This is a genomic window from Streptomyces sp. NPDC053069 (assembly GCF_044546895.1).
Classification (GTDB): Bacteria; Actinomycetota; Actinomycetes; order Streptomycetales; family Streptomycetaceae; genus Streptomyces.
Genome location: NZ_JBITZN010000018.1, coordinates 78,797 through 92,627, shown reverse-complemented (window position 1 = coordinate 92,627; position 13,831 = coordinate 78,797). Strand labels below are relative to the sequence as shown.

The window sequence follows — 13,831 nt, the reverse complement described above, 5'->3', positions numbered from 1 at the left end:
CCTACGGCGGCGGCACCCGTCATGTCCGGGCCCAGCTCTGCGAGGACGCCCCCGACTGGCAGCTCGCCTCGGCCACGTTGCCCCCGAAGGCGAGGTCGAGGCAGCCGCCGTCGTAGACCGTGCGCAGGGAGTTGCCGTGGCCGGTCGTCCAGCGGAGGTTGCTGCCGCCCTGCGAGCAGTCGCCGACGAAGACCGCCTGGCCGTTGCCGTTGGCGCTCAGGCAGGCGCCGGTCGAGGCGTTGACGACCTTGACGCTGCCGCCGGCGGCACTGCGGAAGGTCCAGCGGGCCGTGGAGTCCGAGCAGTCGCCGAGGCCCGAGGAGCCGTAGACCTGGATCAGGCACTTGCCGTTCTCACCGTTCTTCAGCCGGAACACACCCCCTCCGCCGGAGCCACCGGAACTGCCTGAACTGCCGGATCCACCGGAGCTGCTGGACCCTCCCGAGCTGCTGGAACCCCTGGAGCTGCCGGATCCAGATCCGGAGCCGCTGCCACTGCCACTGCCACTGCCACTAGCGCTACCGCTATCGGCACCGCTCCCCGTGCCGGATGCACCGCCGGAGCCGTCCGCCCCACCCCGCGGATCCGCAGTCGATCTCTCCCTGTCCCCCGTGTCCTCGCGCTTCTTCCCCCCGCTCGCCGGAGAGGCGGAGCGCTTCTTTCCCGCGCCCTTCGCGCCCTTCCCGGTGGGGCTCGCCGAGGAGGCACCGGGGGTGGGACCCGCCGGCGCGGAGACGGAGGCGCCCGGTGTGCCGGCGGCGCCGTCGCGGTGGGCGTCGGTGGCGTACGGCGCCAGCTGGAAGGCGAGGGTCGCGACACCGGCACCGACCACGATCGGTACGACGGCCACCAGCACCCGCCTGCGCCGCCGCTCGGCCGGACGCCCACCGGCCCGCACAACGACCTCACCCTCCGACCGACCGCGTCCGACCCCGGCCCCGCCGGGCCCCGGTCCACCGTCCTGAGGCTCCGGCCCCGCGCCCTGGGGTTCCGCTCCGGCGCCCTCGGTCCCCCGGTCGGCGCCGCCGGTGCCCGGTGCGGGGTTCTCGGTGGCCGGATCGGGCTTCGCGTCGATCGCCCGGAGGGTGCTGGGGGGCGGTGTCTTCTCCGGGGCCTGGCTTTCCTCCGGGGGTCCGCCCGGTTCCGGCTGTGGTGCCCGGGCGGCGAACTCCGCGCGGGCCGTGAGAGGTTCGGTGAGGGCGGGGGGCCACAGCGGGGTGGCGGGCGGTGTCCGGGCGGCGGCCAGTTCCAGCAGTTCGGCCGCGCTGGGGCGGGTGTCGGGGTCCTTGTCCAGGCAGGAGGCGACGACCGACGCCAACTCACGGTCAGCCGCGCGCAGTTCCTCCAGATCGGGCTGTTCGTGCACGATCCGGTACAGCACGCCGTGCCCGGACTCGTCACCGAACGGCGGCCGCCCGCACCCCGCGTACGCCACCACGGACCCGAGCGCGAAGACGTCCACGGCACCGGTCAGCCGACGGACCCCGGAGGCCTGCTCGGGAGACATGTAGGCCGGGGTGCCGACCACCATCCCGGTCCGGGTCAGCCGGCTCTGCTCGGCGGCCCGGGCGACCCCGAAGTCGATTAGGGTGACACCGTCGAGGGTCAGCATGACGTTGGACGGCTTGACGTCCCGGTGCACCATCTCCAGCCCGTGCACCGCGGCCAGCCCCGCCGCCGCCTCCCGCAGCAGCAGCCACAGCGACTCGGCCGGCAGCGGCCCGCCGTGCGCCTCGACGGCCTCCCGCAGCGTCAGCCCGGGGACGTACGCGGTGGCGAACCACGGCGGCCGGGCGTCCCGGTCCCCGGCGAGCAGCGGCGCGGTGGCCCCGGCGGGCAGCCGGGAGAGGTTGTCCAGTTCGTGCCCGAAGCGGCGGACGAAGTCCTTGTCCTCGCCGACGACCGACGGCAGGACCTGCTTGACGGCGGCGTACCGCCCCTCGTGCACACCGAGGTAGACCCGCCCCATGCCGCCGGCCCCGAGTCGCCCGACGAGCGGGATCGGTCCGATCCGCCGGGGATCGTCCTCCTCCAGCGGAGCGACGCCGTTGTGTTCCCCGTTCAACTCTTTCCCCCTGTTTCAGCGTGCGTAGGAGCCGAGGCCCACCAGGCAGTACACGTACTCGTTGACGGTCGCCCCGTTGATCGTGTACCGCGAGGAAAAGGCGTACTGGGTCCGGGAGTTGTCCTTGCAGCGACTCATGTCCGAGGTCAGCGGAATGGTCTCGATCACCTTGTAGTGCGCGTCGGACGCGGAGCAGGAGACCTCCTCCACTCCGCTGACGGACTGCGCGGTGGTGGAGTCCGGCAGGGTGCCGTTGAGGCAGGTGCCCGAGGTGTAGGGGCTCGGGTCCGGGCTCGGTGTGCCGTAGGGGTCGGCGGTGCCGTACGGGTCGCTGGAGTAGGTGTCGCCGGCGCCCGGAGCGCTGCTGTACGGATCGCTGCTGTACGGCTCGCCGGTCGCCGTGGCGGTCGGGTACGACGGTGAGTACGACGACGAGCCGAGCGTGTCGTCGGACGAGTCGTCGCTGCCGCCCCGGTTCGTGAGCACCAGGAGTAACACGACGACGGCGACGGCACCGAGCACGCCCAGACAGGTGAGGCCCTGCTTCTTCCCGGAGCCCGCTCCTGCGGCGGCCGGGGTGACGCGGATCCGCAGCCGCACCTCGCCGTCGGCGGTGCGCAGCCGTACGACGTCGCCGTCCCGGACCGGGGGTATGCGGACGGGCGGTACACCGGTACCCGGCGGCAGCCTGAGGACCGTACCGGAGGCTGCCTGCTGCGGGGTGAGGGAGACGGGGATCTCGGCGATTCCTGGATTCTCGGGTGACGACACCAGCCGCTCCTGGATGTGAGGATGAGGCAACCAGTGTGGGCCGACGGCCCACAGAACTAAAATATCTTTCTAGAAAAGCACTTCAGTATGAGCCCCAAGCAGCAGCGTGGCGAGGCCACCGTCGAACAGCTCCTGAACGCCGCACTGCGGGTCTACGCCGAGTCGGGTGAGCAGGGGCTGACGGTCGCGGCGATCACCCGGGCGAGCGGGGTGAGCCTCGGCAGCCTGTACCACCACTTCGGCAGCGTCGACGGGCTGATGAACGCGCTGCTGCTGCGCTGGCTGGAGCGGCTGCTGAGCGAGCTGGTCACCTCGCTGGAGGGCACGCGTACGGCCCACACGGGCATCCGGGCCCTGGTCGGTGCCTACCTGTCCTTCGTGCAGGAGCACCGCGAGGCCGCGCTGCTCCTGCACTCCTCCTACGCCGACCGTCAGGGCATGGCCGACGGCAAGAAACTGCGCGACGCCCAGGAGGCCCGTCTCTCCCCGCTCGCGCAGTGGGCCCAGGCGTACGTCGACTCCGGCGAACTGGCCCCGCTGCCCCTGCCGTTGATCGAGTCCCTGATCCTCGGCCCGGTCGTCGGCGTCGCCCGCCGGTGGCTGTCCGGCATCGAGGACGTGGACCTGGAACAGGCCGCGCTGGTCCTGCCGGACAGGATCTGGCTGTCGGTCAGCGCAGAGAGGAAGTGAACGCCGACCAGGCGGAACGGGGGATCATCAGGACCGGGCCGTCGGGGGTCTTGCTGTCACGTACGGGGACGACGGCGGGGATACCGGGGGCGATTTCCACGCAGTCGCCGCCGTTGTCGCCGCTGTAGCTGCTCTTGATCCAGGTCACCGCGCTGAGTTCGTGCCGCTTCATCCTGCTCGTACCCCTCCATCACATCGCTGATCAGAGTGGCGGACTCGCGGGCCGACAGAGCATCCGCCCTGAGCACATCATAGGTCCGGGTGTGGCGCGCGTGGACGGCCGGATCGTTGTTGAAATGGCCGCTGTCCAGCGATTCCGAGTACACCCAGCGCTCGCCTTTGGGCAGCGTGATCAGCGACATGGAGGTGTTTGGACGCCGGAGATGCGGCAGGCCCGAAAGGGCCACCTGGATACGGATGTTGGGTCGCTTCCCCGTCTTCAACAGATGGGCGCACTGGTCCCGCATGACAACGGCACTTCCCACCACATTCCGCAGGCAGCTCTCGTCCAGGACGGCGACGTACAGAGGGCCGCCGTCGGCCAGGAAGCGCTGTTGACGGCTCAATCGGGCGCGGACCCGCTCCTCGGCCTCGTCCCGACTCAGAACGCGGGAGAACAGCTCCCACGCGTACTCCTCCGTCTGCAACAGACCCGGGATGACCCGCTCCTGGTACGCGAACAGCTCCACCGCCTTCGCGTCCATCTCCGCCCGGCGCTCGAACCAGTCCGGATGCGTCACCTCCGGATACCAGTCGATCTTCCCCCACAGCCGCCCCAACACCCCACCCGTAACCAACACCTCATCGCACTTCTTGGCGAACGTGTCCTGCGGCACCCGCGTCCCCGCCTCCACCCGGGCCACCAGGGACCGGTCACAGGGGATCTGCCTGGCCAGGGCGTCCTGGGTGAGGAACGCGGCCTCGCGGAAGTGCCGTAGCAGTTCGCCGAAGAGCGCGGCATTGGTGGTCACAGGCGTCGGCCCCCTCCGTGACAGGTACCCCGTGGCACGCGTCGAGCATTGATACGGACGGTTCCCGTGGGCGACGCTCGATACACCCAGAGTTACGAAGTGGGCCTGGAGTGGACATGGTTGAGCACATCGCACAGCGGATCGAAGCAGGAACGCTCGTCTACGACCCCCGTACGGGCAAGGTCGGCGAGTACTGCGGCAAGGCGGGCCCGTACGCCATGCTGCGTCCGGTCGGCGGGGGCCGGGAGTGGGAGGCCGCGCCGGACTCGATCCGCTCGGCGACTGCGGAGGAGCGGCTGAGCGCGGCGGTGCGGGCGGCCAACGCCCGCTCCGTGGAGGGGCGTTACACGGTCACGAACGTGCCCCTGCCGCCCGTACCGGTCCCCGGCTGCCAGGCCTGCACGGAACTCGCCTTACTCCGTGAGGAGGCCCGCGCCCGCGACGACGGCACCACGGAGACCGACGCGAACGTCCTGCTCCGCCGCCACCACAGGCGCGACCACGATGTGCAGCCCGACGGCGAGGTCCGGCGGATCTTCCGCTACGTGCCCTACTCGATCGTCCAGGACCCATCGGCGGAGCCGGAGTACGAGGCCTGCTGCGTCTCGGGGGACGACGCCGACTGCGGTGCCGCGTCCGGGCCGTACAAGGACCCGGCCCCGGTCGAGGAGTGGCAGCGCCTGCACACCCAGCAGACCCGCCACACCCGCTACCGCCGCTGCTTCGCCGACTACGCGGTGCTGGAGCGCGGTTGACCCTCCTCACCCGGAGTCGGGCGGCTCCTGCGGCGGGGCGGGGCGGCGGCGTACGACGACCGGCGGGATGGGGCGGCTTCCCGGAATGTTGATACGGATACGGGTGGTCAGGACGGTGTCGGCCGGCCCGGACGACGGTGTCGGCCTGCGCGGTGACGTGGCCCCGTCGAACCACGCCTCGGGTCCCCACGGCACGGAGTCCAGCGGGGTGAGGGTGACGCCCGGGTTCGCCAGGGCGGCGACCGTCAGCAGGTGGGCGTCCTGGCGCATCCCGACCTCCCGCAGCCGCTGGACGATCTGCGCGACCCGGTGTGCGCTGCGTGCGCACACGCCGTTCACGAGGAGTATCCGGTCGGCGAAACTCTCGTCGGGCAGAGACGACAGGAGCAGCGGAAGGTCCTTCATCGAGCGGTGCCGGCCCGCGGCGAGCAGCACCCGGTGGGCGAACCCGCCGAAGCCGGCCTTGCGCAGATGGCCGATGGCCTGCTGGAAGCTCCGGGCGGGCCGTTCCGCCATGCCCATCATCACCGCGTCGGTGTCCGGGGCGGAGAGGCTTCCGAGCAGGGTGACCAGTCCGGGGCCGGGACGGGACCAGCCGATCGCGAGGGCCAGGGCATCGGCCCTGTCCGTCGCCTCCGCCGCCCGCAGTCGTTGCAGGGCAGCGGTGAGCGGCTCGGGCGGCCAGTCGCGGCCCGTGGTCATCAGGCGGGGGAAGGCCTCTTCCAGAGCATCGAAGGTCGGCAGTTCAAGGGCCCACTCGACGAACGTGTCGACGTCCGTGCCGTCCTCGTCATGCGGCTGGTCGTCCGACCGGTTGTCCAGCTTCCTGTCCGGCTTGTTGTCCGGCTTGTTGTCCGGGGACTCACCTGCGGCCGTCAGGGTGCGCGGGGCCTCGTCAGAAGCGCTGTCCGGGGTGCGTGCGGCGGAGTTGTCCGGGAGTCCGTCGGGCTCCTCCCGGAGTTCCTCGGCGAGCCGGTCGAGCCGCTCGGCTCCCGAGTCCAGGATGTGCGCGGCCTTCATCAGCGCGATGTCGATGTCGTCGTGGGCGGTGGGGTGCGTCGGCAGCACCGGCGCGGGACCCGGGTCCTCCGGTACGGCGTCCGTCTCCGGGTGTGCGGCATCCTGCTCCAGCCGCAGCCGCGCGAGTTCCGCCGTGAGCCTGCGCACCTGTTCGGCGGACTGCTCGGCCAGCCGGTCGGCCTTCTCCCGTTCGTCCCGGGCACGGGTCAGTTCGGCTTCGGCCTGGAGACGCTGGGCCTCGCTGTGGCCCAACTGTTCCTGGAGGTCCGCGAGGGCTTCGGAGGCCGGGGCGCGGGCGGCGCTGCGGTCCCGTTCCGCGGTCAACGTCGCGATGTCACGGTGCAGTTTGTCGACGAGCGTCAGCAGGATCAACACCATGTGGTGGGCGTCGTTGCGCGCCTTCTCCAGTTCCGCCGTGCGGTGCAGTGCCCGCATGAGTTGATCGGAGAGTTCCAGCGACCGCCGTTGCGCGACGACCAGTTCCCGCTCCGGGTCCGGGGTGCCGGGACTCGCGTCGCCCGGGGACGGGACCTGCCGGCCGACGCCACCGGTCCGCCCGTGGCGTGCGGCGGCGACGGCGGCCTGGTGGAGGGGGCGTGCCTGCTGCCGTAACCCTTCGTACTCGGCGGCGCTGCCGGAGCAGGCGTCGGCGACGGCCTCCACGAAGTCCCACCGCAGGTTCACCCCGGCCAGCCGGTCCGCGACGGTCGACCTGCCGGGCACGGTCTGGCTCTCGAAGTGCTCGGGTTTCAGTTCCCCCAGCAGGTCGTCCAGGCGGAGGCCGGCATCGTCCAGCCACCCCCGAAGGAGCTCCGCGAGGCGATTGGCCTCCTCCGTGGGCCCGCGTAACCGCGCCCACGGGCGCGTGCGACGTCCCCTGCCCACCACCGAACCTCCGCTCTCCCGCTCGCCCACGGCACGCGTCGACCCCCTCCGGCCTTGTCCGGACTTGTACGCACGAAGACCTGGACTAGTGGAGTCGCGGTGGGCCGGGCCAGCACGCTGACGCCATCGCCCGTCCGCCGTACCGCTCTCCCCGGGGCGCACGGCACCGGACCTCTTCCGGAGGAACTTCCATGCCCGGTCAACTCAATCATGTGCTGTCCGTCATCGCCCACGGAATCCTCACAGAGCTGCCCGCCCAGCTGGCCACGGCCGGCGTCATGGCCGCCTCGGCGGCGCTGTGCAGGCACCTCAGGCGCCGCCGGGCCAAGGCGGACGCGTCACGGGACGCCGGTGACGCGTAACGGTGCCCGTTGCCTCGGGGCGGCCGGCCCAGCACAGTGAAGCCATGGACCAGGAACAGGCCCGCGCCTGGCTCGCCACCGCTCTCGACGAGGCCCGTGCCGGGCTGGCCGAGGGCGGGATCCCGATCGGTGCCGCGCTCTACGCCCCCGACGGCGCCCTCCTCGGCCGCGGCCGCAACCGCCGGGTCCAGGACGGTGACCCCTCCGCCCACGCGGAGACGGCAGCGTTCCGCGCGGCGGGACGGCAGCGCACGTACCGCGGCACGACCATGGTCACCACGCTCTCCCCGTGCTGGTACTGCAGCGGTCTGGTCCGCCAGTTCGGCATCTCCCGGGTGGTGATCGGCGAGGCCGCCACCTTCCACGGCGGCCACGACTGGCTCGCCGCGCACGGTGTGGAGATCGTCCTGCTCGACGACCCCGCGTGCACGGCCCTGATGGCAGGCTTCGTCAAGCACAACCCCGAGCTGTGGAATGAGGACATCGGTGAGTAGCACGCGTGTTCCCACCATCGATCTGCGTCCCTGGTTCGACGGCGGCCACGCGGCCCGCGCCGCCCTCGCCCGTACCGTCGACGAGGCGCTGCAGACCGCAGGGTTCCTGCTGGTCACCGGGCACGGGGTGGAACCCGGGCTGCGGACCGGGATCCGGGCGGCCGCGCGGGAGTTCTTCCTGCTGCCCACCGAGGTCAAGCAGGCGTACGAGGCGAAGGTCGGCGGCCGGGGCTGGCTCGGGCCCGGCGCGGAGGCCAACGGATACGCGGAGGGCACCGAGACCCCGCCCGATCTGAAGGAGTCGCTGACCTTCGCGACGGACGAGCCCTTCGAGGACCCCGTCGTCAACGCGCAGTGGTACGCGCCCAACGTGTGGCCGGCCGAGGTGCCCGGGCTGCGCGCGCTGTGCAAGGACTACCTGGCGGAGATGGCCGCCCTGGAGAAGGAGCTGCTGTCGCTTTTGGGCTACGCGCTGGGGCTCGAACGCGACTTCTTCTCCCGGCACATGGACCGTCCGACGTACGGCTTCAACATCAACTGGTATCCGGGCACGGAGGTGACCGGCGAGCCGTTGCCGGGGCAGTTCCGGATCGGGCCGCACACCGACTTCGGGACCGTGACCATCCTCGACCGGCAGGCCGGGAAGGGCGGACTGCAGATCTACACCGACGCGGGGGGCTGGGAGGACGCGCCGTACGACCCGGAGGCGTTCACCGTCAACGTCGGCGACCTGCTGGCCCGCTGGACGGGTGACCGGTGGCGGTCCGGGCGGCACCGGGTGCTTCCGCCGCCGCTCGACGCACCCGCCGAGGAGCTGATGTCGCTCGTGTACTTCGGCGAGTGCACCCCCGGCACCCGGGTGGAGTCCGTGCCGGCGCCGCTGGGCCGGGTGGCGTATCCGCCGGTCGACTCGCATGTGTACCTGCGCGAGAAGCTCGACTCGATCACCGTCGGCTGAGCCAGCCCTGCCCCTCCCGTCACCCTCGGTTATTCACTTCCGCGTTCGGCCGACCACCCGATCCGCTGAAAAGAACCGGGCGGGCATGTCCCGGCCGCGTCCCACGGCATTGCCATCCAGGGGGCCTGTCTTCAGGGCCCCCCTTTTTTTGCCGATAGGAGACGCGTGCGAATCACTGACATCCAGCGCTGCGAGGTCCGGCCGGGACGGCTCGTCGAATGGACGCTGAGCCCGGCGACCGTGGCGGCGGCGACGGCACTGCCGGAGGACTCCCGGCCGCCCGCCTACATCCAGGAGTCGCACATCAGGACGGCCAGGTGCGTCCGGGAGGACGGGCTGTTCGTGCCGACCTGGCTCGGCACCGCCTTCGACCTGCCGGGCCCGGTCGACCTCGACGCGCTCCAGGAGGCGCTGCGCGCGTGGACGGTGCGGCACGAGACGCTGCGCAGCGGCTTCCGCTGGGCGGGCCCCTCGGGCAACGAGCTGCGCCGCTTCACGCTGGACGCCTCGGACGTGTCCCTGCACCGGGAGGAGGCGGGCGACTTCGACGACGCCGACGAGCTGGTCCGGCACCTCCAGGACCGCTTCGACACCGTCGCAGACGCGCTGCGCTGGCCGAACCTGATCTACACCGCGGTCGTCCGGGACGACGGCGCCAGCGTGTACATGGCCTTCGACCACAGCAACGTCGACGCCTACTCCCTGACCCGGATCGCCGCCGAGATCCACGAGCTGTACACGGCGGGCCTGGCCGGCACCGAGCCCGGCTCCCTGGCACCGGCAGCGAGTTACGTCGACTTCTGCGAGATCGAGCGGGCCGACGCGGACGGCATCGACGGCCGGCACGCGATCGTCGGCCGCTGGCGCGAGTTCATCCAGCGCTGCGACGGCATGCTGCCGGGCTTCCCGGTCGACCTGGGCCTGGAGCCGGGCGGCCCGCTGCCGAGGCAGCGCATGCTGTGCGAGCCGCTGACGGACGCGGACGAGGCGGCGGCGTTCGAGGCGTACTGCAGGCCGTACGGCGGCAGCATGGTCGGCCTGCTGGCCGCGACCGGGCTGATCGTGCACGAGCTGGGCGGGCAGTCGGTGTACCGGACCGTGGTGCCGTTCCACACCCGGGTGAAGTCGCGGTGGAACGACTCGGTCGGCTGGTACGTGGGCGGCGCCCCCATCGAGGTCCCGGTCGGCCGTACGGCGGGCTTCCCGGACACCCTGAGGGCGGTCCGTGCGCAGTTGCAGGCCAACCGGTCACTGGCCCGGATGCCGCTGGCCAGGGTGCTGCGCCTGCTCGGTGCGGACTTCCGGCCGACCTCACCCGACCTGTACTCGATCGTCTCCTACGTGGACACGCGGGCCGTCCCCGGCGCCGAGCGCTGGGCCGAACAGCGGGCGCACGCGCTGCTGCGGGTGTCGTACGGCGATCAGGTGTGCGTGTGGGTGAACCGGCTGCACGAGGGGCTGTGGCTGGCGAGCCGGTACCCGGACACGGACGTGGCGGCGAAGAACCTGCGGCTGTACGTGGAGCGGCTGCGCGACCACATCGCGTCGGTGGCCCATGGCAGCCTGTCCGCAGTGTCCTAGGTGAACTGCCCGGGAAGGGGCTCCGCGGGCTCGGCGGGCGGGGCGGGCCCCTGACCCGGAACGGCCTGCGGCCCCTCCCCGTGCCCGATCAGGCGTTCGAATCTGGTCCGCCAGCTCTGCTCCGACTCCTCCTCGCCCTGGAACTCGTGCGTGAACCGCAGCGCGCAGCCGTCGCCCTCGTCCCGTTCCAGATGGAACCGGATCCGCCCGCGCTCGACGGTGTACTCCGCGACCCGGTCCACGTCCCAGGCCGTGACCCTGCCGGAGCCCAGGTCCCGCAGGGTGACCGCACCGCCGAGCCGGGGTTCCAGAACGTCGACGGCGGTGCACCACGCCCCGAGTCCCTGGGGGGTGGCCACCGCCGGCCAGACGTCTTCCATGCGCCTCGGGAGCCGCACCAGGAAGTGGAGTATGTGCGTGTTCCCGTGGGTCTGACTGGTGCCCTGTGCGATGGAACCGCTCATGACACCAGTGTGGGCGACCTACGGCTCACACGCCCGCGTAGGAGTGCTTGCCGCTGACGAAGATGTTGACGCCGTAGTAGTTGAACAGCCAGCAGCCGAAGGCGAGCATCGCCAGGTAGGCGGCCTTGCGGCCCTTCCAGCCGGCCGTCGCGCGGGCGTGCAGGTAACAGGCGTAGGCGATCCAGGTGATGAAGGACCAGGTCTCCTTCGGGTCCCAGTTCCAGTACCGGCCCCAGGCGTCGCCCGCCCAGATCGCGCCCGCGATGATCGTGAAGGTCCACAGCGGGAAGACGGCCGCGTTCACCCGGTAGGCGAACTTGTCGAGCGAGGCGGAGGCGGGCAGGCGCTCCAGCACCGAGGTCGCGAACGCGCCGGGCTTGCCGCCGGTCTGCAGCTTGTTCTCGTACGAGTCCTTGAACAGGTACAGGATCGTGGCGACCGCGCCGACGTAGAACACCGCGCCGCAGAAGATCGCGGTGGAGACGTGGATGTACAGCCAGTACGAGTGCAGCGCGGGGACCAGCTGGTCGCTCGCGGTGTACAGGACGGTGACGGCGAGACCGAGGTCGAGCAGGACCGTGGTGATCAGGAACAGGCCGAGCCAGCGCACGTTCTTCTTCAGCGCCAGCAGTGCCAGGTACACCCCGACGGCGACGGTGGAGAAGGTGATGTTGAACTCGTACATGTTGCCCCACGGCGCCCGCTGCACGGAGGCCGCGCGGCAGACGACACCGGCCAGCTCCACCAGGAAGGCGAGCACGGTGAGCGAGACGGCGATACGGCCGTAGAGGTCGCCCTGGACGTCCCCGCCGTGCGCGCCGGGCCCGTCCGGTACGTCACGGGCGCCGGACGCCGAGCGGACGACGACCTTGGGCCGCTCCAGCACGGCGGTGCCGCCGGCCTGCTTCACGGTGACGGCGGGAGCCTGTGCGGAGGTCTGCGCCGTCAGCGCGGCGGCCGTACGGGCGACCTTGCTGCGGCTGCCGAAGAGCCATTCGGCGATGTACGCGAAGAAGGCCAGGGTGTAGACGGCCATCGACGAGTAGATCAGCGTGTTGCTGATGCTCGCGAGGTGTTCGTTGGTTGCGGCGGCGAGAGTCACTTCTCAGCCCCTTCGGCAGGTACGACGGGAGATTCGGTGGAGTCGTCGTCGGGATCGTCGCCCGGGTCGGGAGCCCCCGGCGCCTGGTCGTAGAGGGTTCCGGCGAGGTCGCCCAGTTCCTCGGGCACCTTGGCGGACTCGCTGCGGCCGAGCCCGGCCATCTCGACGACCGTCACGCCGTCGGCGCCGCGCACCGCGCGCACCCACACCCGGCGCCGCTGGATGAACAGGGACCCGGCCAGACCGAAGATCGCGGCGAGGGCACCGCCGAGCGCCCAGCCGCTGCCGGGCTCCTGGACGATCTCGAAGCCGGCCCATTCCTTGATGTCCTTCTCGAAGGTGATGGACCCGGCGCCGTTCGGCAGCGTCAGCGTGTCGCCCGGCTGCAGCAGCTTCTTCAGCAGCTGGCCCTTGCTGTCCTTGAACGCCTTCATGTGCGTCTTGTCCAGCTGGTACACGCTCTGCGCCAGTCCCGCGTTCACGGTGCCGAGGTTGCCGTGGTAGGCGTTCACGGCGAGCAGCGGGTTCACCAGCGCGGGGAACTGCGAGAGCATCGTGCCGCTCTTCGGGTTGAACGTCGGCACGAAGAAGGCCTGGAAGCCGAGCTGTTCCGTCTTGCCCTGCGGGTTGCGGTATCCGTCGTAGACCTTCACCACGCCGTTGGAGGTGACGTTGCCGTCGAGCGGCAGCAGCGGCACGGCGTCATGGAAGACCTTGTTGCCCTTGCCGTCGCGGACGGTGATGACGGGCGCGTAGCCGTGGCTGACGAGGTAGACCTTGGAGTCGCCGATGTGCAGCGGCTGGTTGACCTTGATGGTGGTCGACTTGTCCTTGCCGTACGCACCCTCGCTGTAATCGATCCTCGCTTCGTAGGTGCGCGGCGTGCCCCTGTTCGGGCCGGTGACCTCGTAGGTGCCCTTGAAGTCCTTCAGGTCGAAGCTGAAGGGCACCAGGTCGTCGTTCTGGAACAGGCTGCCGGACTTGAAGTCGTCGTACTGCGGGAGCGCGTTGGCGAAGCCGCCGCCCTCGACGATCAGCTTGGTGCCGTCCGACTTGTACAGCTGGCCGGAGGCGAAGGCGACCAGCAGCACGATCAGGGCGATGTGGAAGACGAGGTTGCCCAGCTCGCGCAGATAGCCCTTCTCGGCGGCGACGGCGTCACCGGCGACGTGGGCGCGGAAGCGGCGCTTCTTCAGCAGGGCGAGCGCGGCCTCGCGGACCTGCTCGGGGTCGGCTTCCGTACGCCACGTCGTGTACGCGGGCAGCCGGGTCAGCCGCTTGGGCGCGCCCGGCGGCCGGCCGCGCAGCTGGCCGACGAACTGCCAGGTGCGCGGGACGATACAGCCGATGAGGGAGACGAACAGCAGGATGTAGATCGCGGAGAACCACACCGAGCTGTAGACGTGGAACAGGCCGAGCCTGTCGTAGACCGGCGCGAGCGTCCGGTGGGCCTTGCGGAACTCGTCGACCTTGTTCAGGTCGGCGCCGGTCTGCGGGATCAGCGAGCCGGGGATCGCGCCGAGCGAGAGCAGCAGGAGCAGCAGCAGCGCGACGCGCATGGAGGTCAGCTGCCGCCAGAACCAGCGGGACCATCCGATGACGCCGAGGCCGGGCGCGGAGGAGAGTTCCTCCCGTGGCGCGGTGGACAGCTGGGAGCCGGCCGCGCCGAGGTCCTCCTGGTCCTGGCTGTTGTCCGTTTCGGTCTTGCTCATC

14 protein-coding genes are annotated in these 13,831 nt (G+C 71.0%); 6 read left to right on the top strand and 8 right to left on the bottom strand.

Features of this window, described 5'->3' with window-relative positions:
• Positions 1–19 precede the first annotated feature (19 nt).
• The gene (locus ACIGXP_RS33325; protein ID WP_399774735.1) at positions 20–2,065 is read right to left on the bottom strand and encodes a protein kinase; all 2,046 of its coding nucleotides are present in this window, start codon (positions 2,063–2,065) and stop codon (positions 20–22) included.
• Positions 2,066–2,080: 15 nt separating this feature from the next.
• Complete coding sequence (locus ACIGXP_RS33320) at positions 2,081–2,836, bottom strand: hypothetical protein (RefSeq protein WP_399774733.1); 756 nt, start codon at positions 2,834–2,836, stop codon at positions 2,081–2,083.
• 87 nt (positions 2,837–2,923) lie between these two features.
• Here ACIGXP_RS33320 and ACIGXP_RS33315 point away from each other — a divergent pair, with 87 nt between their 5' ends.
• Entirely contained in the window at positions 2,924–3,526 is a 603-nt protein-coding gene (locus ACIGXP_RS33315) for a TetR/AcrR family transcriptional regulator (protein WP_399774731.1), read from the top strand.
• On the opposite strand, the gene ACIGXP_RS33310 is transcribed toward ACIGXP_RS33315, so the two are convergent.
• Positions 3,507–3,626: a DUF397 domain-containing protein gene (locus tag ACIGXP_RS33310; RefSeq protein ID WP_363214257.1), complete on the bottom strand. Its 120-nt coding sequence runs from the start codon at positions 3,624–3,626 to the stop codon at positions 3,507–3,509. The two genes, ACIGXP_RS33315 and ACIGXP_RS33310, sit on opposite strands and share 20 nt — an antisense overlap.
• Positions 3,583–4,497, bottom strand: a complete 915-nt coding sequence (locus ACIGXP_RS33305; RefSeq protein ID WP_399774729.1) for a Scr1 family TA system antitoxin-like transcriptional regulator — start codon at positions 4,495–4,497, stop codon at positions 3,583–3,585. Before ACIGXP_RS33305 ends, ACIGXP_RS33310 begins: the two co-directional genes overlap by 44 nt.
• Before the next feature lie 116 nt (positions 4,498–4,613).
• Here ACIGXP_RS33305 and ACIGXP_RS33300 point away from each other — a divergent pair, with 116 nt between their 5' ends.
• Entirely contained in the window at positions 4,614–5,252 is a 639-nt protein-coding gene (locus ACIGXP_RS33300) for a hypothetical protein (RefSeq protein ID WP_399774727.1), read from the top strand.
• A 6-nt stretch (positions 5,253–5,258) separates the two neighbouring features.
• On the opposite strand, the gene ACIGXP_RS33295 is transcribed toward ACIGXP_RS33300, so the two are convergent.
• Positions 5,259–7,157, bottom strand: coding sequence for a hypothetical protein (locus tag ACIGXP_RS33295; protein WP_399774725.1), 1,899 nt, complete (start codon positions 7,155–7,157; stop codon positions 5,259–5,261).
• Positions 7,158–7,348: 191 nt separating this feature from the next.
• Here ACIGXP_RS33295 and ACIGXP_RS33290 point away from each other — a divergent pair, with 191 nt between their 5' ends.
• The 4 genes from ACIGXP_RS33290 to ACIGXP_RS33275 all read left to right on the top strand — a co-directional run bounded on the left by ACIGXP_RS33290 (position 7,349) and on the right by ACIGXP_RS33275 (position 10,552).
• Complete coding sequence (locus ACIGXP_RS33290) at positions 7,349–7,519, top strand: hypothetical protein (protein ID WP_399774723.1); 171 nt, start codon at positions 7,349–7,351, stop codon at positions 7,517–7,519.
• 44 nt (positions 7,520–7,563) lie between these two features.
• Entirely contained in the window at positions 7,564–8,013 is a 450-nt protein-coding gene (locus ACIGXP_RS33285) for a nucleoside deaminase (protein WP_399774721.1), read from the top strand.
• A complete protein-coding gene (locus ACIGXP_RS33280; protein ID WP_363214263.1) occupies positions 7,994–8,971 on the top strand; it encodes a 2-oxoglutarate and iron-dependent oxygenase domain-containing protein in 978 nt (325 codons plus the stop codon). Before ACIGXP_RS33285 ends, ACIGXP_RS33280 begins: the two co-directional genes overlap by 20 nt.
• A 165-nt stretch (positions 8,972–9,136) precedes the next feature.
• Complete coding sequence (locus tag ACIGXP_RS33275; RefSeq protein ID WP_363214264.1) at positions 9,137–10,552, top strand: condensation domain-containing protein; 1,416 nt, start codon at positions 9,137–9,139, stop codon at positions 10,550–10,552.
• Here ACIGXP_RS33275 and ACIGXP_RS33270 read toward each other — a convergent pair.
• The 3 genes from ACIGXP_RS33270 to ACIGXP_RS33260 are packed head-to-tail and all read right to left on the bottom strand — an operon-like array spanning position 10,549 to position 13,830.
• Entirely contained in the window at positions 10,549–11,016 is a 468-nt protein-coding gene (locus ACIGXP_RS33270) for a hypothetical protein (protein ID WP_363214265.1), read from the bottom strand. The two genes, ACIGXP_RS33275 and ACIGXP_RS33270, sit on opposite strands and share 4 nt — an antisense overlap.
• Positions 11,017–11,041: 25 nt before the next feature.
• Positions 11,042–12,118 carry a c-type cytochrome biogenesis protein CcsB gene (gene ccsB, locus ACIGXP_RS33265; RefSeq protein ID WP_363214266.1) on the bottom strand — a complete coding sequence of 359 codons (1,077 nt, stop codon included), beginning with the start codon at positions 12,116–12,118 and terminating at the stop codon, positions 11,042–11,044.
• Complete coding sequence (locus ACIGXP_RS33260) at positions 12,115–13,830, bottom strand: cytochrome c biogenesis protein ResB (protein ID WP_399774718.1); 1,716 nt, start codon at positions 13,828–13,830, stop codon at positions 12,115–12,117. The genes ccsB and ACIGXP_RS33260 overlap by 4 nt, the downstream gene beginning before the upstream one ends.
• Position 13,831 lies beyond the last annotated feature (1 nt).

Coding starts and splice junctions, on each gene's coding strand:
- ACIGXP_RS33285 (WP_399774721.1), top strand. CDS start 7,564: ATGGACCAGGAACAGGCCCGCGCCTGGCTCGCCACCGCTCTCGACGAG.
- ACIGXP_RS33270 (WP_363214265.1), bottom strand. CDS start 11,016: ATGAGCGGTTCCATCGCACAGGGCACCAGTCAGACCCACGGGAACACG.
- ACIGXP_RS33290 (WP_399774723.1), top strand. CDS start 7,349: ATGCCCGGTCAACTCAATCATGTGCTGTCCGTCATCGCCCACGGAATC.
- ACIGXP_RS33260 (WP_399774718.1), bottom strand. CDS start 13,830: ATGAGCAAGACCGAAACGGACAACAGCCAGGACCAGGAGGACCTCGGC.
- ACIGXP_RS33280 (WP_363214263.1), top strand. CDS start 7,994: ATGAGGACATCGGTGAGTAGCACGCGTGTTCCCACCATCGATCTGCGT.
- ACIGXP_RS33315 (WP_399774731.1), top strand. CDS start 2,924: ATGAGCCCCAAGCAGCAGCGTGGCGAGGCCACCGTCGAACAGCTCCTG.
- ACIGXP_RS33300 (WP_399774727.1), top strand. CDS start 4,614: ATGGTTGAGCACATCGCACAGCGGATCGAAGCAGGAACGCTCGTCTAC.